Annotated in this window: 12 protein-coding genes, 3 tRNA genes, 1 rRNA gene and 1 pseudogene; 4 read left to right on the top strand and 13 right to left on the bottom strand. The window is 25.9% G+C overall.

The features are described from left to right. Window positions 1-18 precede the first annotated feature (18 nt). From D8S97_RS02485 to dnaQ, 5 genes are all read right to left on the bottom strand, one after another. Window positions 19-585, bottom strand: coding sequence for a nucleotide exchange factor GrpE (locus D8S97_RS02485; RefSeq protein WP_158361400.1), 567 nt, complete (start codon window positions 583-585; stop codon window positions 19-21). A 96-nt stretch (window positions 586-681) separates the two neighbouring features. Further along, the gene (gene gpt, locus D8S97_RS02490) at window positions 682-1152 is read right to left on the bottom strand and encodes a xanthine phosphoribosyltransferase (RefSeq protein WP_158361402.1); all 471 of its coding nucleotides are present in this window, start codon (window positions 1150-1152) and stop codon (window positions 682-684) included. Window positions 1153-1251: 99 nt separating this feature from the next. Beyond that, entirely contained in the window at window positions 1252-1836 is a 585-nt protein-coding gene (gene lpcA, locus D8S97_RS02495) for a D-sedoheptulose 7-phosphate isomerase (RefSeq protein ID WP_158361404.1), read from the bottom strand. 87 nt (window positions 1837-1923) lie between these two features. Further along, window positions 1924-1997 (bottom strand) — tRNA-Asp (locus tag D8S97_RS02500). 73 nt (window positions 1998-2070) lie between these two features. After that, on the bottom strand, window positions 2071-2787 hold the full coding sequence (gene dnaQ / locus D8S97_RS02505) for a DNA polymerase III subunit epsilon (protein ID WP_158361406.1): 717 nt from the start codon (window positions 2785-2787) through the stop codon (window positions 2071-2073). A gap of 33 nt (window positions 2788-2820) precedes the next feature. Between dnaQ and rnhA the strand changes: the two genes are divergently transcribed. Both rnhA and gloB read left to right on the top strand, forming a co-directional pair. Next, complete coding sequence (gene rnhA / locus D8S97_RS02510) at window positions 2821-3306, top strand: ribonuclease HI (RefSeq protein ID WP_158361408.1); 486 nt, start codon at window positions 2821-2823, stop codon at window positions 3304-3306. A gap of 28 nt (window positions 3307-3334) precedes the next feature. Beyond that, a complete protein-coding gene (gene gloB, locus D8S97_RS02515; protein ID WP_158361410.1) occupies window positions 3335-4108 on the top strand; it encodes a hydroxyacylglutathione hydrolase in 774 nt (257 codons plus the stop codon). Here the strand turns inward: gloB and D8S97_RS02520 are convergent. From D8S97_RS02520 to D8S97_RS02530, 3 genes are all read right to left on the bottom strand, one after another. Then, a tRNA-Ala gene (locus tag D8S97_RS02520) sits at window positions 4090-4162 on the bottom strand. The genes gloB and D8S97_RS02520 overlap by 19 nt on opposite strands. Window positions 4163-4178: 16 nt before the next feature. Further along, window positions 4179-4255, bottom strand: a tRNA-Ile gene (locus D8S97_RS02525). Window positions 4256-4316: 61 nt separating this feature from the next. Beyond that, window positions 4317-5865: ribosomal RNA gene (locus D8S97_RS02530) — 16S ribosomal RNA — on the bottom strand. 385 nt (window positions 5866-6250) lie between these two features. On the opposite strand from D8S97_RS02530, the pseudogene argS reads away from it, so the two are divergent. After that, window positions 6251-7992: pseudogene (gene argS / locus D8S97_RS02535) on the top strand (arginine--tRNA ligase). Between the two features lie 98 nt (window positions 7993-8090). On the opposite strand, the gene flhA reads toward argS, so the two are convergent. Continuing rightward, on the bottom strand, window positions 8091-10178 hold the full coding sequence (flhA, locus tag D8S97_RS02540) for a flagellar biosynthesis protein FlhA (RefSeq protein ID WP_158361412.1): 2088 nt from the start codon (window positions 10176-10178) through the stop codon (window positions 8091-8093). Next, window positions 10171-11322: a flagellar biosynthesis protein FlhB gene (gene flhB, locus D8S97_RS02545; protein WP_158361414.1), complete on the bottom strand. Its 1152-nt coding sequence runs from the start codon at window positions 11320-11322 to the stop codon at window positions 10171-10173. Before flhB ends, flhA begins: the two co-directional genes overlap by 8 nt. 186 nt (window positions 11323-11508) lie before the next feature. On the opposite strand from flhB, the gene D8S97_RS02550 reads away from it, so the two are divergent. Beyond that, window positions 11509-13224, top strand: coding sequence for a proline--tRNA ligase (locus tag D8S97_RS02550; RefSeq protein ID WP_158361417.1), 1716 nt, complete (start codon window positions 11509-11511; stop codon window positions 13222-13224). Between the two features lie 59 nt (window positions 13225-13283). Here D8S97_RS02550 and dnaE read toward each other — a convergent pair whose 3' ends face one another. From dnaE to bamA, 3 genes are all read right to left on the bottom strand, one after another. Next, entirely contained in the window at window positions 13284-16766 is a 3483-nt protein-coding gene (dnaE, locus tag D8S97_RS02555; protein WP_158361419.1) for a DNA polymerase III subunit alpha, read from the bottom strand. A 32-nt stretch (window positions 16767-16798) separates the two neighbouring features. Next, the gene (gene fabZ / locus D8S97_RS02560; RefSeq protein ID WP_158361421.1) at window positions 16799-17257 is read right to left on the bottom strand and encodes a 3-hydroxyacyl-ACP dehydratase FabZ; all 459 of its coding nucleotides are present in this window, start codon (window positions 17255-17257) and stop codon (window positions 16799-16801) included. 73 nt (window positions 17258-17330) lie between these two features. Then, on the bottom strand, window positions 17331-19730 hold the full coding sequence (bamA, locus tag D8S97_RS02565) for an outer membrane protein assembly factor BamA (protein ID WP_158361423.1): 2400 nt from the start codon (window positions 19728-19730) through the stop codon (window positions 17331-17333). Between the last annotated feature and the right edge of the window lie 144 nt (window positions 19731-19874).

Raw genomic sequence — 19874 nt, forward strand, 5'->3', positions numbered from 1 at the left:
TTTTACTGTTAAAAAAAATTATTTTTTGCTTTTTGAAACAATAACCATAGCAGGACGTAATAAACGAGATTCATGAAGGATATAACCAGATTGCATAATATCTACTACATGATTATCTTGTATTTTATCATTGTAATCAATAGACATTGCTTGATGAATTTCTGGATCAAACAATACATTATTGTCATTAATTTTTGAAATATTAAATTCAGTTAAAATTTCGTCTAATAAAGAAGAAATAAAATTTAATTTTTTAATAATTTCTAAATAAAATTCTTCTCTTTTCTCTTTAATTATATTTAAAGCACGCTCGATGTTATCTATAATTGGAAGAAATTCAATAATCAATTTTTCTAAAGAAAACTTTCTGAATTTTTCTATTTCATTATTTAGTCTATTATTTAATTTTATTGTTTCTTCATGATTTTTTAATTGTAAATTTATAATTTGTTCTTGATATTCTTTTAAATCAACTTCTAATGAAGTAATCAGATTATTTTTTTCTATTTGCTCTAAATTTTCTTTTTTTTCTTCTTTTTTAAAATCGTTAACTGTTTTTTCATTTTTGTCTTTTTTATTTTTCATAAATGTACCTGTTTTACAATTTCATATATATTTATCGATAGTAAATTTTATAGTATCTTTTTATAAAAAACGATTTTATAACTTTTTAAGTTGCTATCATTTTTTAACAAGAGGCGGAATATAAGATGTTGACATATCCCATGGTTGTTCTATCCATATATTTTGATCAATATCAATAATATAGTTATCTACTAATAATCGACCCAATGGTTTTGCAAAAATAGTTACAAAATATGCTTTTGGATATAAATGACGAATAATTTTTGCTGTCCCTCCTGTGTCAACAAGATCGTCTACAACAAGAATTTTTTCTCCGTTTTTTTTTGCTTTTGCTTTTTTAATTATTTTTCTACTTTTTTGCAAACAATCATCATTGTAACTCGCAATGCATACGGTATCTACACATCGAATACCTAATTCTCTTGCTAATATAGCAGAAGGAACAAGACCTCCTCGACTCACAGCGATTATTCTATTCCAAGAATTTTTTATTTTAAGTAATCGATTAGCTAGTCTTCTAGTATGAATTTGAAGCATATCCCAGGTAACAATGTATTTCTCACTCATGAAAAAAAAATCCAAAACTATAAAATAGTATTTATTAAATAAAGTGGAAATAATTTGTAATTATTGTAGGATTTACAATTGCAAAAATAAAATGATTAATTAATTTGTTTTATTCATTTCTTTTTCAATAATTAATATTAATATATGAATAATTTTAATGTGCATTTCTTGTATTCGATCTGAATAACCATGATATGGAATGCAAATTTCTATATCAGATAAATTTTTAACTTTACCTCCGTTATTTCCTGTTAAGGAAATGACTTTCATATTTTTTTTACGTGCAGCTTGTATTGCATTAATAATATTAATAGATTTACCAGAAGTAGAAATTGCTAGAAGCACATCGTTAGAACAACCAATACTTTCTACATAACGTGAAAATATTTGATCATATCCAAAATCATTTCCTACTGCAGAAATATGGCCAATATCAGAAATAGGTATTGCAGCATATCCAGGTCTTTTTTCTCGATAAAGACCAGTTAATTCTTCAGCAAAATGTACTGCATCGCAATGAGAACCACCATTTCCACAAGAAATTACTTTATTTTTATTTTTAAAGGATTTTGCAATTAAAATAGCTGATTTTTCAATATTTTGAATTTGTTCTTCATTTTTTGAAAAAATTTTTAATATTTGTAATGCAGTATTTAATTCAGAAGAAATAATTTTTTTATACATTTTTAACATTCTTGAAATTTAAAAAAATAGAAAAATTTTTTTCTATTTTTATTAGAAAAAAATTATTAAAGAAAATTATTTTTTTTTCGGTGCGGACGGGATTCGAACCCGCGACCCCCGGCGTGACAGGCCGGTATTCTAACCGACTGAACTACCGCACCTTTTTATTATTTCTATATTGTACATATTTTAAAAAAATGAGTCAATCATCTTTTTATAGTTATTCGTAATTTACTATGAAATACATGTTTTTTTGTTTTTTAAATATCTTAAATATTTTGTATGAAGTTCTAATTCTTGTTTATTTGCTCGTAGTATTTTTAAAGACGGATTTTTTTTTATTATTAAATTTTTGGAACATTCAAAATCTCTTTTATTTCTAATATTTTTATCAAATGAAATTGATTCTTGATTACTAGTCATTAAAAGATATAATTTACCTAACAAAAAAGCATCTAAAATAGCACCGTGTAAAATTCTATGGGAATTTTTTATTTTATAACGTATACATAATGCATCTAGTGTATTTTTTTTTCCAGGAAATAATTTTCTAGCTATTTTTAATGTATCAGTAATAGAGCAAAAATTTGATATGTCCTGTATTTTTTTACTTAATATTGAAAACTCTTGATTTATAAAACCCACATCAAAAGATGCATTATGAATTACTAATTCTGAATTTTTGATATAATTAAAGAAATCTTTAGCTATATCTTTAAAACTTGGCTTATCTGATAAAAAATTGTCAGTAATACCATGAACTTTTATAGCATTTTCTTCTATCAACCTATCAGGTTTAATATAAGAATGAAATTTTTTTCCTGTAAAACGACGGTTAATAATTTCAATAGCACCGATTTCAATAATTCTATGATTAAGATAAGGCGGGCTTACACTATTCATTCCTGTTGTTTCAGTATCTAATACAACTATTCTTTTTTTGTTTTTCATAATAAATTATTTAATATTGGAATAATAATTAAAATGTTAAAATTAGTTGAAATATTTTCAGATGGTTCTTGTTTAGGAAATCCAGGTTCAGGTGGATATGGTACAATATTACGTTATAAATTACATGAGAAGATATTAACTTCAGGTTTTTTTTTAACTACCAATAATAGAATGGAATTAATGGGTGTAATATCTGGTTTAGAATCCCTTAAAGAATCTTGTACAGTTAAAATTACAATTGATAGTCAATATGTAAAAAAAGGTATTACAAATTGGATTTATAAATGGGAAAAACAAAAATGGAAAACAAATAAAAAAAAATCAGTAAAAAATTTAGATTTATGGTTACGTATCAACACCGCTATGAAAAATCATTATATTAAATGGTTTTGGGTTAAAGCACATGTAGGTCATTTAGAAAATGAAAGATGTGATAAAATAGCTCGTCAATCGGCTCAAAATCCTTCGATCAAAGATTTTTTTTATGAAAATAATTTTTATCAAAAAAAAAATTTATAATATTTTTTTATTTTTAACGGAATTTAAAATGATTCTTACAAGTATTTCTATATTAAATGATAATTACGTTTGGATTTTGTATGATAGTAATTCTTTTTGTATAATTATTGATCCTGGTGTTGCTGAAAATGTAATAAAAAAAATAGAAAAAAAAAGATGGAAACCAATAGCAATTTTATTAACTCACAATCATACTGATCATGTAGGAGGTGTTAAAGAAATTATAAAAAAATATCCGGATATAATTGTTTTTGGTCCTGAAGAAACAAAAAAAAATAATGTAAACAAAATTGTAAAAAAGGGAGATAAAATTAAATTATTAGAAAACGAAATCAACGTTTTTTTCACTCCAGGTCATACATTAGGTCATGTTTCATATTATTTAAAACCATATTTTTTTTGCGGTGACACATTATTTTCAGGAGGTTGTGGTCGTGTTTTCGAAAATAGATTTGTTGACATGTATCAATCTATTAATTTGATAAAATTCTTACCAGAAAAAACAATATTGTGCTGTTCACATGAATATACCCTATCTAATTTAATTTTTTCTATGTCTATTTTACCATTTGATAAAAAGATAAAAAACTACTATAAAAAAATAAAAAAAATTATCTCGAAAAATAAGAAGAGTCTTCCAGTCTATCTTAAGACTGAGAGAAAAATAAATATCTTTTTAAGAACAGATGAAGAAATTATTAAAAAGTCAATGGGATTAGAAAAATATAAAAGTGATCTTGAGGTTTTTATTTTATTGAGGAAAAGAAAGGATAATTTTTTAATTGGAGCTAAGCGGGATTGAACCGCTGACCTCCTGCGTGCAAGGCAGGCGCTCTCCCAGCTGAGCTATAGCCCCAGATAGTATTTATTAATGGTAGGCCTGAGTGGAGTTGAACCACCGACCTCACCCTTATCAGGGGTGCGCTCTTACCATCTGAGCTACAAGCCTTTATAAAACAAAATTTTATTAGATAATTTGTGTGGGCACTTTCTAAAAAAGTATATATTTTTAAGGAGGTGATCCAACCGCAGGTTCCCCTACGGTTACCTTGTTACGACTTCACCCCAGTCATGAATCACAAAGTGGTAGACGCCTTCCATTTTCATGGTTAGGATATCTGCTTCTTTTGCAACCCACTCCCATGGTGTGACGGGCGGTGTGTACAAGGCCCGGGAACGTATTCACCGTGGCATTCTGATCCACGATTACTAGCGATTCCGACTTCGTGGAGTCGAGTTGCAGACTCCAGTCCGGACTACGATTTACTTTATGAGGTTTGCTTGTCTTTGCAGATTTGCTTCTCTTTGTATAAACCATTGTAGCACGTGTGTAGCCCTGGTCGTAAGGGCCATGATGACTTGACGTCGTCCCCACCTTCCTCCGGTTTATAACCGGCAGTCTCCTCTGAGTTCCCGGCCGAACCGCTGGCAACAGGGGATAAGGGTTGCGCTCGTTGCGGGACTTAACCCAACATTTCACAACACGAGCTGACGACAGCCATGCAGCACCTGTCTCACAGTTCCCGAAGGCACTTTTTTATTTCTAAAAAATTCTGTGGATGTCAAGACCAGGTAAGGTTTTTCGCGTTGCATCGAATTAAACCACATGCTCCACCGCTTGTGCGGGCCCCCGTCAATTCATTTGAGTTTTAGCCTTGCGGCCGTACTCCCCAGGCGGTCGACTTAATGCGTTAGCTTCGGAAGTCACTTCTCTTGGAAACAACCTCCAAGTCGACATCGTTTACGGCATGGACTACCAGGGTATCTAATCCTGTTTGCTCCCCACGCTTTCGCACCTCAGTGTCAGTATTCGTTTAGGAGGCCGCTTTCGCCACAGGTATTCCTCCAGATATCTACGCATTTCACCGCTACACCTAGAATTCTACCTCCCTCTACGATACTCTAGCATTTCAGTTTCAAATGCAGTTCCTAGGTTGAGCCCAGGGATTTCACATCTGACTTAAAAAACCACCTACGTGCTCTTTACGCCCAGTAATTCTGATTAACGCTTGCACCCTCCGTATTACCGCGGCTGCTGGCACGGAGTTAGCCGGTGCTTCTTTTGCGGGTAACGTCACAAAATAAAATTATTAGTTTTATTTCTTTCCTCCCCGCTGAAAGTACTTTACAACCCTAAGGCCTTCTTCATACACGCGGCATAGCTGCATCAGGCTTTCGCCCATTGTGCAATATTCCCCACTGCTGCCTCCCGTAGGAGTCTGGACCGTGTCTCAGTTCCAGTGTGGCTGGTTATCCTCTCAGACCAGCTAGAGATCGTTGCCTTGGTAAGCTTTTACCTTACCAACAAGCTAATCTCGTCTGGGTTCATCCAAAAGCATGAGGCCTTAAAAAGGTCCCCCACTTTGGTTTTTCAACTTTATGCGGTATTAGCTACCATTTCTAGTAGTTATCCCCCTCTTTTGGGCAGATCCCCAGATATTACTCACCCGTTTGCCGCTCGCCGACAAGAAAGCAAGCTTTCTTTCGCTGCCGCTCGACTTGCATGTGTTAGGCTTGCCGCCAGCGTTCAATCTGAGCCATGATCAAACTCTTCAGTTTTAAAAACTTTATTCTTAAAGAATAAATCTTTAAGATTTTTTAAATATTAATTTTGTACTTAATTTTCTGTGCCCACACAGATTATCTAATTATTTTGTTAAAGAGCGTTGTTTTGAAACTTTATACGAGATTACATTTTTTTTACTGTGTTGTCAACCTTTTTTAATAAAATTAATTTTTATTTTTAATTTTATAAAAAATTTGTTAATTCAGTTAAATTATTTTTGATAAATAAACAATATGTTTACATAAATTTATAACAATATTGTAAAGAAAAATCTACTAAACAACTATACTTATAGTATAGTAAAAATTATTTATAAAGTTTTATAAAAACTTTATTTTTCAAAAATTTATTTTTAATTTATAAAAAGGTTATTTATTTATGAATATAAAATATATAATAAAAAAAGACATTGAACAAGCTCTAATTAAAATTAATAGTAATTATGATTATAAAGTATTAATCACGTCAAATAAAAAAATAGAATTTGGTCATTATCAAGTTGATAATTTAATTAAGATATCTAATCTATTAAGAACAAAACCATATAAATTATTTCAAAAAATAATAAATCTTATAGAAAAACAAAAAATCTATAAAAAAATAGTTTTTTCAAATCCAGGATTTATTAATATTTTTATTAAAAATAAATGGTTATCTGAAAAGTTAGAAATACCATTTATTTCATCTCGCCTTGGTGTTAAACATATTTATCCAAAAAAAATATTATAGTAGATTACTCTTCTCCAAACATTGCAAAAGAAATGCACGTTGGACATTTAAGATCAACTATAATAGGTGATGTTACAGCAAGAATATTAGAATTTTTAGGACACAAAGTAATTAGAGCTAATCATATTGGAGATTGGGGAACACAATTTGGTATGCTAATTGCATATTTAGAAGATAAAAAATTACTAAAAAAGTTAAAAAAAAATCTTCTTTCACTTAAAGATTTAGACAATATTTATTGTCAATCAAAAAAAGAATACGATTCAAATAAGTTATTTTCAAAAAAATCTAGAGAATTTGTAGTAAAATTGCAAAATGGAGATCAATATTGCTGTTCTATTTGGAAAAAATTGGTATCAATTACCATGTTAGAAAATTATAAAATATATAAAAAGCTCAATGTAACGTTAAAAGAAAAACATACTATGGGAGAAAGTGTATATAATTCAATGCTTCCAAAAATTGTAGAAGATCTCAAAAAACAAAAAATAGCTGTTGAAAAAAATGGAGCTGTTATTGTTTGTCTTGATGAATTTAAAAATAGAATTGGAAAATCTATGGGAGTAATAATTCAAAAAAAAGACAAAGGTTTTTTATATTCAACTACTGATATTGCTTGCTTTAAATATAGATATCAAACTTTACGTGCTGATCGAATCATATATTATACTGATTCCCGTCAATATCAACATCTTTTACAGTCATGGACTATTGCTAAAAAAGCTAATTACATATCTAAAAATTTATTGCTAGAACATCACATGTTTGGAATGATGTTATCTAAAAACAAACGTCCTTTTAAAACTCGAGACGGAAACACTATAAAACTCTCTGATCTTCTTAACGAATCCATAAATAGAGCTACTAATTTAATTAAGAATAAAAAACCTAATTTATGCAAAAGAAATTTAATTAAATTAGGGAAAACAATTGGAATCAGTGCTGTAAAATATTCTGATTTATCTAAAAATAGAAATACTAATTATATATTTGATTGGGACAAGATGTTAAGCTTTGAAGGCAACACCGCTCCTTATATACAATACGCCTATACAAGAATTACATCTATTTTAAAAAAATCAACTATTCCATTGCATAAAATAAAAATGAAAATAATTCTTAATGAAGAAAGTGAAATTAATCTAGCTATTAAAATATTAGAATTTGAAGAAATTATTTTATTAATAGCTAAAAATGGAACTCCTCATATTATGTGTAAATATCTTTATGAACTGTCTACATGTTTTTCTAATTTTTATGAAAACTGTTCAATTCTTTTTTCCGAAAAAATAAAAATTAGAAAAAGCAGAATTAAATTATCTTTTTTAACAGCAAAAACAATAAAAAAAGGACTAAATTTATTAGGAATTAAAACCGTGAAAAAAATGTAAAAACAATTTATATTTTAAAAATTCAGTAAGGTGAGGAAATAATGAAGTACTAGAATGTACTAATTAAAACCACACCAACCTGTATTTATAAAATACAATTAACTACCAATTACACTAGTCATTTTTATTTTTTTTACATCTGTTATTTCAAATTGTGATAATACTGTTAATTCTGGAAAGTTTTTTCGTAAAATTTTTGATAAAAAAAATCGAAGAGGATGAATTACTAATAATACAATAGGAGCATTTATTAATTTTTGTTTTTCAATAGCTTCTTGAGTTTTTATTATCAGTAATTCAGACAAACCTGGTTCTATAGTATTGTTTTGTCCTTTGACAGTATCTAATAATAATTGTTCTAAGTTTGTTTCTAAACCTATTATTTCAATGATATCTTTTTTATAAAACAATTTTTGTGTAATAACTTTACTTAATGCAATACGAACAAAATTAGTTAACTCATTTGGATCTTTTTGATCGATAGAATATTCTGACAATGTTTCTAAAATAGTTCTCATATCCCGTATTGGCACTTCTTCTAAAAGAAGATTTTTTAAAATTTTATGCAAAGTTGTTAAACTTAATACATTTGGTATTAAATCTTCAGTTAATTTTGGCATTTCTAAATTAACATGATCTAATAGTTGTTGAGCTTCTTGACGACCAAATAATTCATCAATATGTTTAGAAATCAAAAAATTTAAATGTGTTGCAATAATAGCACTAGCTTCTACTACAGAATAACCTTTTTTTTCTGCTTCATTTTTAAAGTTAAAATCGATCCAATAACCAGACAAACCAAAAGTAGGTTCATAAACTTTTTTAAATGGTAAAGGTTCTGTTTCTCTTCCTGAATTAATAGCCATATATTTTCCGCAAAAACAATTACTTTGACCAACTTCTACTCCTTTAATAAAGATTTTATAACTATTCTGTTTTAAATTTATATTGTTTTTAATGTGGACTAATGGAGGTAAAAATCCGATTTCTTGAGCAAACTTTTTACGAATAATACGTATTTTATCTAATAAATCACCTTTTTTTTGAATATCAACCATAGGTATTAAACTGTATCCTATTTCTATTCTTATAGGATCTTCTAATTCAACATCACTCCAAGAAGCTTCGGAAATTGAATTATCTACTGATTTATATTTTTTTTTAGAAGTTAAAAGATTTTTCTCAGTATTATTTTTTTTTCTACTTAGCCACCAAGACAGAGATAATAAAGAAAAAGTAAATACTAAGAATATAATATTTGGCATTCCTGGAACTAAGCCAAGAATACCTAAAACTATTGCACTCAGAAAAATTACCTGTGAATTATAAAATAATTGACTTATCATTTGTTCGCCAACATTTTGATTTGTACTAACGCGTGTAACAATTACTCCAGCAGCTGTAGAAATGACTAAAGCTGGAATTTGAGCAACTAAACCATCTCCTATAGTTAATAAAGTATATACTTCTGCAGCTTGATTTAATAACATGTTATGTTGAAATAAACCGATAATTAGTCCTCCAAAAATATTAAGAACCATAATCAAAATACCAGCGATTGCATCTCCTCGAACAAATTTACTTGCACCATCCATTGATCCATAAAAATCAGCTTCCTTCGTGATTTTTAAACGACGTCTTTTAGCCTCTGCTTCTCCAATTAAACCTGCATTTAAATCAGCATCAATAGCCATCTGTTTTCCTGGCATTGCATCTAATATAAATCTTGCTCCAACTTCTGCTATTCTTCCAGATCCTTTCGTAATCACCATAAAATTAATGATAACTAAAATAACAAAAACAACTATGCCAATAGCAAAATTTCCACCGACTAAAAAATGACCAAATGATTCTATAACCTGACCTGCTGCATGCGTTCCAGTATGACCGTTTAAAAATATTACGCGCGTTGACGCAACGTTTAATGCTAAACGTAACAATGTAGAAAAAAGCAAAATTGTTGGAAAAGCAGCAAAATCTAAAGTATGTCGAGTAAACATCGATACGAGTAAGATAATTATTGATAAAGCAATATTAAAAGTAAAAAAAACATCTAAAACGAATGGTGCTAATGGTAAAACCATCATCGATAAAATAATTAAAATTAAAACTGGACCTGCTAGTATTTGCCATTGTGTTCTTTTTAAGCTTTGTATCATACGAAAAAAAGAAGAAAAATTAATCATTACTTTTACTTTCTCCTGTGATATTAAATTCTGATGGAACTGATATATTTTTAGGTTTTTCAGGGAAAATACCGCCCTCTCTTTTCCATTTTCTTACTTTCCAAACCCATGCTAAAATTTCAGCTACAGCTTTATAAAGTGGACCTGGAATATATTGACCTATTTCTGAATAACGATATAATGAACGAGCTAAAGATGGTGCGGAAATAATAGCAACGCTATTTTTAGTCGCAATTTCTTGTATTTTAACAGCTGTTTCACCAATACCTTTAGCAATTACTTTAGGAGCATTCATTTTATGAAGATCATACTTAAGTGCTATTGCATAACGAATAGGATTAGTTATAACGACATCTGCTTTAGGAACATCTAAAATCATTCTTCTTCGCAAATTTATTTTCATTTGCTGTCGAATACGTGTTTTTATTTGTGGACTTCCTTCTCTTTCTTTAAACTCATCTTTTATCTCTTGATGAGTCATTTTTAATTTTTTACAATGTTTCCATTGTTGCCATAAAATATCTAAAATAACAATTGGTATTAATCCTAATATTACAAAAATACAACAATAAGCAATTAAATTAAATGCATAGGATAATGAAGATGCAATACTTCTAGTATTTAATAAGAATATTTTAAAAAAATATATCCATAAATACCAAATAGATATAGTACTAATTATAAATAATTTGAGTATTGTTTTTAACAATTCAATAAATGTTTGAAAAGAAAAAATTTTTTTTAAACCAGATAATGGATTTAATCTTTTAAAATTGAATTGTAAAGATTTAAAATTGAACTTTATACCACTAAATAAAATAGGAGGAACAATAATTATAAATATTAAAAACGAAAGAAATGGAAAAAAAACAATCAATATTTTTTTTATAAAAATAAAAAAATTTAATGAAATATTTTGTTTGTTTGTAAGAATACTTTCATTAAAATAAAAATTATTAAATATAATAGTTTTTAATTCAAAAATAATTGAATATCTAAACCACCATAAGTTTAATAAACCAACTATTAAAATTAATAAAGAATTTAATTCACGAGAATATCTTGTTTGTCCTTTTTTTTTAAATTTTTCGATATGATGCTCTGTTGGTTGTTCTGTTTTTTCTTCTTTTATATCATGATTCATTTTAAATACTTTTAACCATTAAAGTTTTTTAGTTAGCAGACAAATTTTAATTAAAAAAAATATTTTAAATACAATTTTATTATATAATAAAGTTATTAATAATAATTTAAAATAAACATTTCAAATATTTTAAAATAAATTTTTTATTTTAAAAAAATAATCTTTATTCTTATCGAGACTTTTTATATGCGTGCAAGTAAATATTTATTTTCAACGTTAAAAGAAACACCACATAATGCAAAAATTATTAGTCATCAACTTATGTTAAAAAGTGGAATGATTAGAAAACTATCTTCAGGTATATATATTTGGCTTCCAACAGGTATAAAGGTATTAAAAAAAATAGAAGATATTATCAGAAATGAAATGAAAAAAATACATGCTTTAGAACTATTAATGCCAATTATACAACCCGAAAAACTTTGGCAAGATAGTGGAAGATTAAATATATATGGAGAAGAACTACTACAGTTTTATGATCGACGAAACCAAAAATTTATATTAGGACCAACGAACGAAGAAGTAATCACTAATTTTATTCGAAATGAAATTCATTCATATAAAGATCTTCCATTAACTATATATCAAATACAAACAAAATTTCGAGATGAAATAAGACCTAGATTTGGGATTATTAGATCTCGTGAGTTCATTATGAAAGACGCTTATTCTTTTCATATTAGTAAATATTGTTTAGAAAAAACTTATAATGATTTTTATCAAAGCTACATAAATATATTTAATAAAATAAAAATTCAATTTCGTGCAGTCAATGCAGATTCAGGATCTATGGGAGGAAATGTTTCTCATGAATTTCAAGCTTTATCGGAAAATGGTGAAGATGAAATTGTTTTTTCAAAAAATACATCATATGCTTCAAATATTAATACAGCAAAATCGATGGAAACAATTAACTTTTTTAAAGAAAAAAACAAGATAGTTTCAAATCAAATAAAGAGCAAAAAATCTATAAAAAGTTTCAATGAATTAAAAAAACCTATTAAAAATCTTGTAAAAACTATATTAATCCGAACTAAAATTAATAATCATTCTTCTTTAGCAGCTCTCTTAATCCGTAAAGAACACAAACTAAACTTATTTAAAATAGAAGAAATTGATATAATTGAAAAACCATTGTCATTTGTTAATGAACAGGAAACTATTGAATTAATGGGAGTAAAATCAAAATTTTTAGGACCTTTAGGTTTAAAAATTCCTATCTTTGCAGATATATCTGTTTATTATATGAAAGATTTTACTATCGGATCTAATATTAATGAAAAATTTTTTATTAATGTAAATTGGAACGTAGATTTACCTATTCCAATTATTAAAGATATTAGAAATATAACGAAAAAAGATCTAAGCCCAGATGGATCAAAATCTTTAGAGATTAAAAAAAGCATTGAAATTGGACATATTTTTCAATTAGGAAAAGAATACTCAAAAAAAATGAATGTATTGGTTCAAGAAAAAAATAATAATCAAAAACACATACATATGGGATGTTATGGTATTGGAATAACGCGTATCATTGCTGCTCTAATCGAACAAAATTATGACGATAGTGGAATTATTTGGCCTGATTCTATCGCTCCTTTTCAAGTTGTCATCTTACCTTTAAATATAAAAAAATGCACTAAAATCAAAGAAGTGACGGAAAATTTATATAAAAATTTTAAAAAAGAAAAAATAGATGTGATTTTAGACGATCGAAATGAAAGACCAGGTATTATGTTCAATGAAATAGATTTAATTGGAATTCCACATCAAATTATAATTAGCCCACGTCATATCAATGAAAATAAGATTGAATATAGAGAAAGAAAAAATAAGAAAAGTATTTTAATTAAGGTAAAAGAAATTACGTGTTTTTTAAAAAAAAAATTAAATTTAATTTAAAAAAATAAGATATATTAAATAAAATTTTTAATAATTTTTTTTATATTTTTTAATTTTTTTTAAAAATACTGTATGTATATTTTATATTTATTGGTGAAGTTATCTAAATCAATTAAAAATTCGTTACTGATTGTAATTAACCATTTTTTTACTAATTCACATTTAGGATTAATGTGGTCTTTTTCAAAAAAAATATAAATAGGAGTTTTACCTATAGGTTGTTTTTTAAAAAATTGATAAATATTTTTTAAAAGATTTTTATCTCTTTGTTTTTCTTTTAATATAATTGTTAATTTATTAAGATATTTTTCTCTTGCTAAATTTAAATTCATAATATTATATGCTGTCATTTTTAAATTTTTATTAATAAAATGAGTGTTTAAAACACCTGAAACAATTAAAATTTTATTTAATTTAATCAAATGTTCAAATGAATTTAATAAACTTTCAAAAACTACTACTTCTAAAAAACCAGTGTTATCATCTAATACTAAAATAGCTATACGATTTTTATTTTTTGTAACTTTTACTTTAATAGAAATAACTATTCCTGCCACTATTATTTTTTTGTTAGTCTTATTAGAAAATTTTAATTTTGAAAATGTTACATTATTAATGTAGTATTTTAACTCTTCTAAATATCGATCAATAGGATGCCCTGTAAGATATAAACCTAAAACTTTATGTTCATTTTCTAATTTATTTTCTTCATAAGAAGAAGAATTTAATAAATTATTATTTTTTATAGTATTTAATTCTTCTTTAAACGAACCAAATAAACTTTGTTGTTTAAATTTTTTTATTTTAAAATGCTCTTTTGATGCCTTGATAGTATCTTCAATTAAAGAAAGTAAATAACTTCTATTTGTGTTCAAACAATCAAAGCTACCAGACATAATTAATTTTTCTAAAATTTTACGAGTTATTTTATTAGGATCAGTACGAGTACAAAGATCAAATAAATCGAAAAAAAATCCATTTTTTTCTCTTTCTCTAACAAGATTACGTATTGAATTTTCACCTATACCTTTAATTGCTCCAAGACCGTACACGATATTTTTTTTATCGTTAACATAAAATTCATATTTACTCAAATTGATATTTGGAGGTATTATTTTTATTCCCATTTGAAGGCATTCATTGACTAAAATTACAATTTTATCTGTATTATCTATATCAGATGTCATAGTAGAAGCCATAAATTCAGAAGGATAATGTGCTTTTAACCATAAAGTTTGATAAGATACTAATGCGTAAGCTACAGAATGAGATTTATTAAATCCATACCCAGCAAATTTTTCTAATAAATCAAAAATTTTTACAGATAATTTTTTGTCAATTCCATTTTTTTGAGCACCCTCTATAAACACAACTCGTTGTTCAGACATATCTTTCAAATTTTTTTTGCTCATAGCTCGTCTTAAAATATCAGCTTTTCCTAACGTATAACCTGCTAAAACTTGAGCAATTTGCATTACTTGTTCTTGATATAAAATAATACCATATGTTGATTCTAATACTGGTTTTAATAATGAATGCTGCCATTTATGATCAGGATATGCAATTTCTTCATTTCCATGTTTACGATTAATAAAATTATCTACCATTCCAGATTGTAAAGGTCCAGGTCTAAAAAGCGCGATTAATGCAATAATGTCTTCAAAACAATCTGGTTTCAATCGTTGGATTAAGTCTTTCATTCCATAGGATTCTAGTTGAAAAATAGCGGTAGTTTCACATTTTTTTAATAAAATAAAACATTTACCATCATTAAGAGGAATAGAATTGATATTAATTTTTTTTTTGTTATTTAATAATAAATTTCTATTAATCATGTTTACCGCACAATTAATAATTGTTAATGTACGCAAACCAAGAAAATCAAATTTTAATAATCCAACATACTCTATATCATTCTTATCAAATTGAGTTACAGGATTATTTCCTTTTTCATCGCAATACAAAGGACAGAAATCAGTAATCTTGGTAGGAGAAATTACTACACCTCCTGCATGTTTTCCAACATTACGATTTATTCCTTCTAATTTTTTTGATATATCAACTAAATGTTTAACATCTTCATCACTTTTATAAAGATTATATAATTCTGAATCTTTAGAAAAAGCGTTTTTTAATGTAATTCCTGGATCTAAAGGAACTAATTTAGATAAATTATTAATAAATCCATAAGGATATCCTAAAACTCTTCCAACATCTCTAATAACTGCTTTTGCGGTCATTGTACCGAAAGTAATAATTTGAGCTACTGATTCTCTACCGTACATATCTGCGACATGTTCGATTACTCGATCCCGCTTTTCCATACAAAAATCAATATCAAAATCAGGTAATGAAATGCGTTCTGGATTTAAAAATCGTTCAAATAATAAATCAAAAAACAATGGATCTACCTCAGTTATATTTAATGCATATGCTACTAATGAACCAGCTCCTGAACCTCTTCCAGGACCTACTGGTATATTATTATCTTTCGCCCATTGTATAAATTCCATAACAATTAGAAAATAACTAGGAAATCCCATTTTGTTAATTATACTTAATTCAATATCTAAACGATTTTTATATTTAAAATAAATATCTTTATCTATTTTCGTAAAATTTTCTTTTAAACGTTTTTTTAATCCTTTTTTAGATTTTTCAATTAAATAATTCTCAATACTTATTTTACCTATAGAAAACTGAGGTAGAAAATATTTACCAGATTTTATAAAAACATTACAACGTTTTGAAATTTCTACACTATTAATGATGGCTTCTGGAATATCGGAAAAAAGAGCACACATTTCTTTTTCAGTTTTTAAAAATTGATGTTTACTATAATTATTTTGAATCTTAGATTCTTTTAATCTTGCACCTTCATTAATTGCAATTCGAATTTTATGAATTTCAAAATCTTCTTTATTTAAAAAACATACATCATTAGTAGCAACAACTGGAATATTTTTCAAATAAGATAAATCTACTGCTAGATTTAAGTATTTTTCTTCATTTTCTCTGTCAGTTCGAATTAACTCTAAATAGTAAAATCCAGAAAAATATTTTTCATAAAAACACAAACAGTTAGATATTAATGAAGTTTGACCTCGCAATAAAATTTTTCCAATTTCACCTTTGCAACCTCCAGAAAGTAATATTAATCCATTATTTAATTCTGATAACCACTTTTTCTCTATTGTTACATATTTTTCACAAAAATATCCTTTTTTATAAGCGCGAGAAATTAATAAAATTAAGTTTTTATATCCTTGTTGAGTTGAAGCTAATATAGTTAATTCTGTTAATTCGTTTTTTATGAATTCAGAAAAAAATTTGACTGTAGCTCCAATGATAGGTTTTAAAGCTGATTTATGAGCTGCATTATAAAATTTTATTACACCGTATAAATTATTAAAATCTGTTATAGAAATCGAACTCATTCCTAAATTAACTGCTTTTTTCACTAAATCTTCTGGTTTTGATAATCCATCAATAATTGAATAATCACTATGTACGTGAAGATGTACAAATTTTTCTAAATTCATTTATTTTCCTAAAATTTAAATAAAAAATATATTTAACTAAATATATTTTTTTTATAAAAAATTATTGTAGATTTACAAACATTTTTTTTATTTACTATGGCAAAATTTTTAAATTTTATAAAATTTTTTTTAAACTCTAAGAAAATTACTTCAATAAATATTTGATCACCAGGAACTACAATTTTTTTAAATCGCGTGTTCTCAACACCTACAAAATAATATAATTTATTAATATTTAATTCACCTATACTTTTAAAAATTAAAATAGCAGCTGCTTGAGCCATAGCTTCAATAATTAAAACACCAGGAAAAATAGGTTCTTCTATAAAATGACCTCGAAAAAAAGGTTCACTTATAGTGCAGTTTTTAAGTGCTTTTAAATATTGAAATTCTTTAAAATCTAAAATTCGATCAATAAGTAAAAAAGGATAGCGATGCGGTAAAATTTTTAAAATTTCTTTAAAATTTAAAATATATTTATTAGAATTCAAAATTTTTTCCTAATTGAAAAACAATATTTTTATTTTACATAAAACTAATATTGAAAATTAAAATTCATTCAAATTACCAATTTTTTCCAAAGTTAAATTGAAATGCTTCTAATTGATTATTTTCATTTTTATGAATAGGATATGCATAAGAAAAAACTAATGGACCAATAGGAGAAAACCATTGTAAAGATATACCAATAGATGCATAAATATTATTTAAACTACTGTAATCTGGAAATTGTGAAAAATTAACATTTTGTTTTTTTTCCCACTTAGTGTCCCAAATATTCCCAGCATCTAAAAAAAACGAAGACCTAAGGAATTTACTATACTCATTTTTAATCAATGGAATTGGTGTAATTAATTCTAAATTAGAAATAATTATAGCGTTTCCACCAATAGAATCTATAGATTCACAAAAAATACTTTTTTTATTATGTTCTAAACATTCGTCTAAATTAGAATTCATATAAATTTTTTTAGGACCAATAGTATTTGCCCGAAATCCACGAATATTATTTGAATTAATAGCATGAAAATTTTCATAAAAAGGTAATTTTTCTTCGTTTAAACTATTTCCAATACCAGCGCGAATATGAGTTAAAAATATAAATTTTTTTTCTTTATCAAAAGGAATATACTGTTCACTATCAAATAAAAACTTATAGAAATTATTATCTGAACCAGGAATTGTATTTTTCCCACTGACATAAGTTTGATTTCCTGAAACAGGAAAATAAAAATATTTTAGAGTATCATGCATTAAAGAATAATTTAAAGTAAAATCATCTACTAAACTATTTTTTAAAAATTTGTCGTTAGATGTATTTTGCACTTCTAAAAAAGACTTTTCTTCTTTGTTTATTAAACCGTTATGGGTATATCCAAAACCAATATTCATTCTATTGAATGTATTAATTAAAAAACTTAAATCACTTTCAAATCCAGCAGTACTTTTTATAATATTAGAAAAACTATTTATATTATATTTAAAATCATTATAAAACAATCTAGTGTTTAGATTTGTACCATCGTCAGTAAAATATGGATATATAATTGATATATCAGCATATTTTTGACTATTGTTTTTAACGACACTAGCTTTTAGTGAGTTTCCAGAACCAAATAAATTATCCTGAGAAACAGATGCATTAAAACTTAATCCACTATCTCTGCCATATCCTAAACCAAAGTTTAAGGTGCCAGTAGGCTGCTCTTTAAGTGTATAGGTAATATCAACTCCATTTTTTTTATTAGATAAGATTTCTTTTTTTACAGTGATATCACGTAAAAATTTTATTTTTTCTAAAGACTTCTGACCCAACTCTATTAATTTTAAATTAAACCATTCACCTTCTGCTTGTTTTATTTCACGTCGTAAAACTATATCTTGAGTTAATTCATTTCCTCTAAAATTTATTTTATTTACAAAATAGCGTTTTTGAATATCTATATTAAAATTTAAAATTATTTTTTTTTCTTTAAAATTAATTTCTGGATAAATAATAATTTTAGGTTCGATATATCCTTTTTCAGATAAAAATCTTTCTATTTTTTTAACTATCAAGGTAATTTTTTCTTTATTATAAACTTCATTCTTATCAAAATTAATAAGATCTTTAATGGATTGATAATACTGTAATAAATTACCATTAACAAAAAAACTAGAAATTTTATACTGTTTTCCTTCAGATATATAAATTGTAATATTTACTTTGTTTTGATCTTTTAAAAAATGTACTATTTTTTTATTTATATTAAAATAGTAGTATCCTTTATTGAAATAAAAATCACTTAAACTTTTTAAATCTTCTTCTAATTGTTGAGAATAGTAAAATCGTTTTTCTAAAAAATTCCACCAAGACTTGCGATCTTTTAATTTAAATAACGAAATTATTTTTTCTCGAGAAAAATGATTATTTCCAATAATTGTAATATGATTTATTTCTGTTAAATTACTTTCATAAATAAGTATTTTTAAATCTACTTTATTATGTGAAGAAGTTTTTTTAAATATCTTAATATCAGAATGATATCTTCCAATGTTGTCATAAAATTCTTTTAAATTTTTTATAAAAATTGTATTTAAAAAAGGATTCAAAAAATTACCTTTTTTAATTCCTAATTTATTAAGATACTGCTTAAGAATAGAATCTTTAATTATTTTATTACCTAAAAAAGTAATATTTGAAATAATAGGTCGTTCTTTCATTTCAAAAATAATAGTTTTACCTGAATAAACTATTTTAATATCTTCAAATTTTCCAGTTTTAAATAAAGCTTTGATACTATTTTTAATATCATTGTCAGATACGTGACTTCCAATATCAAAAAAAATATTTTTTAACACCTCATCTTTTGAAAAATATTTTAATCCCTTAAATTGAATGTTTTCTATAGTCCATACATTTTTTGAAAAAACGTTAATACTAAAAAACATTAAAAAAATCATGAAAAAACTTTTAATTAACATTATTATTACAATTTTTCCTACAATATATCTCTTATTTTTATAAAAATTAATTTTTACTTATAAAAAAAGATATTACGAAATAAAAAAGAAGATTTGAATAAAAACTACTTTTAATAAAAAAAATTTTATTTTTAATAAAAAAGT

It is taken from the genome of Buchnera aphidicola (Rhopalosiphum maidis), assembly GCF_003671935.1.
In the GTDB taxonomy this organism is placed as follows: Bacteria; Pseudomonadota; Gammaproteobacteria; order Enterobacterales; family Enterobacteriaceae; genus Buchnera; species Buchnera aphidicola_AL.

Bases quoted from the DNA above. Each gene is read 5' to 3' on its own strand.
- rnhA (WP_158361408.1), top strand. From the start codon at position 2,821: ATGTTAAAATTAGTTGAAATATTTTCAGATGGTTCTTGTTTAGGAAAT.
- flhA (WP_158361412.1), bottom strand. From the start codon at position 10,178: ATGATTAATTTTTCTTCTTTTTTTCGTATGATACAAAGCTTAAAAAGA.
- dnaQ (WP_158361406.1), bottom strand. From the start codon at position 2,787: ATGAAAAACAAAAAAAGAATAGTTGTATTAGATACTGAAACAACAGGA.
- gloB (WP_158361410.1), top strand. From the start codon at position 3,335: ATGATTCTTACAAGTATTTCTATATTAAATGATAATTACGTTTGGATT.
- D8S97_RS02485 (WP_158361400.1), bottom strand. From the start codon at position 585: ATGAAAAATAAAAAAGACAAAAATGAAAAAACAGTTAACGATTTTAAA.
- gpt (WP_158361402.1), bottom strand. From the start codon at position 1,152: ATGAGTGAGAAATACATTGTTACCTGGGATATGCTTCAAATTCATACT.
- dnaE (WP_158361419.1), bottom strand. From the start codon at position 16,766: ATGAATTTAGAAAAATTTGTACATCTTCACGTACATAGTGATTATTCA.
- flhB (WP_158361414.1), bottom strand. From the start codon at position 11,322: ATGAATCATGATATAAAAGAAGAAAAAACAGAACAACCAACAGAGCAT.
- D8S97_RS02550 (WP_158361417.1), top strand. From the start codon at position 11,509: ATGCGTGCAAGTAAATATTTATTTTCAACGTTAAAAGAAACACCACAT.
- lpcA (WP_158361404.1), bottom strand. From the start codon at position 1,836: ATGTATAAAAAAATTATTTCTTCTGAATTAAATACTGCATTACAAATA.
- bamA (WP_158361423.1), bottom strand. From the start codon at position 19,730: ATGTTAATTAAAAGTTTTTTCATGATTTTTTTAATGTTTTTTAGTATT.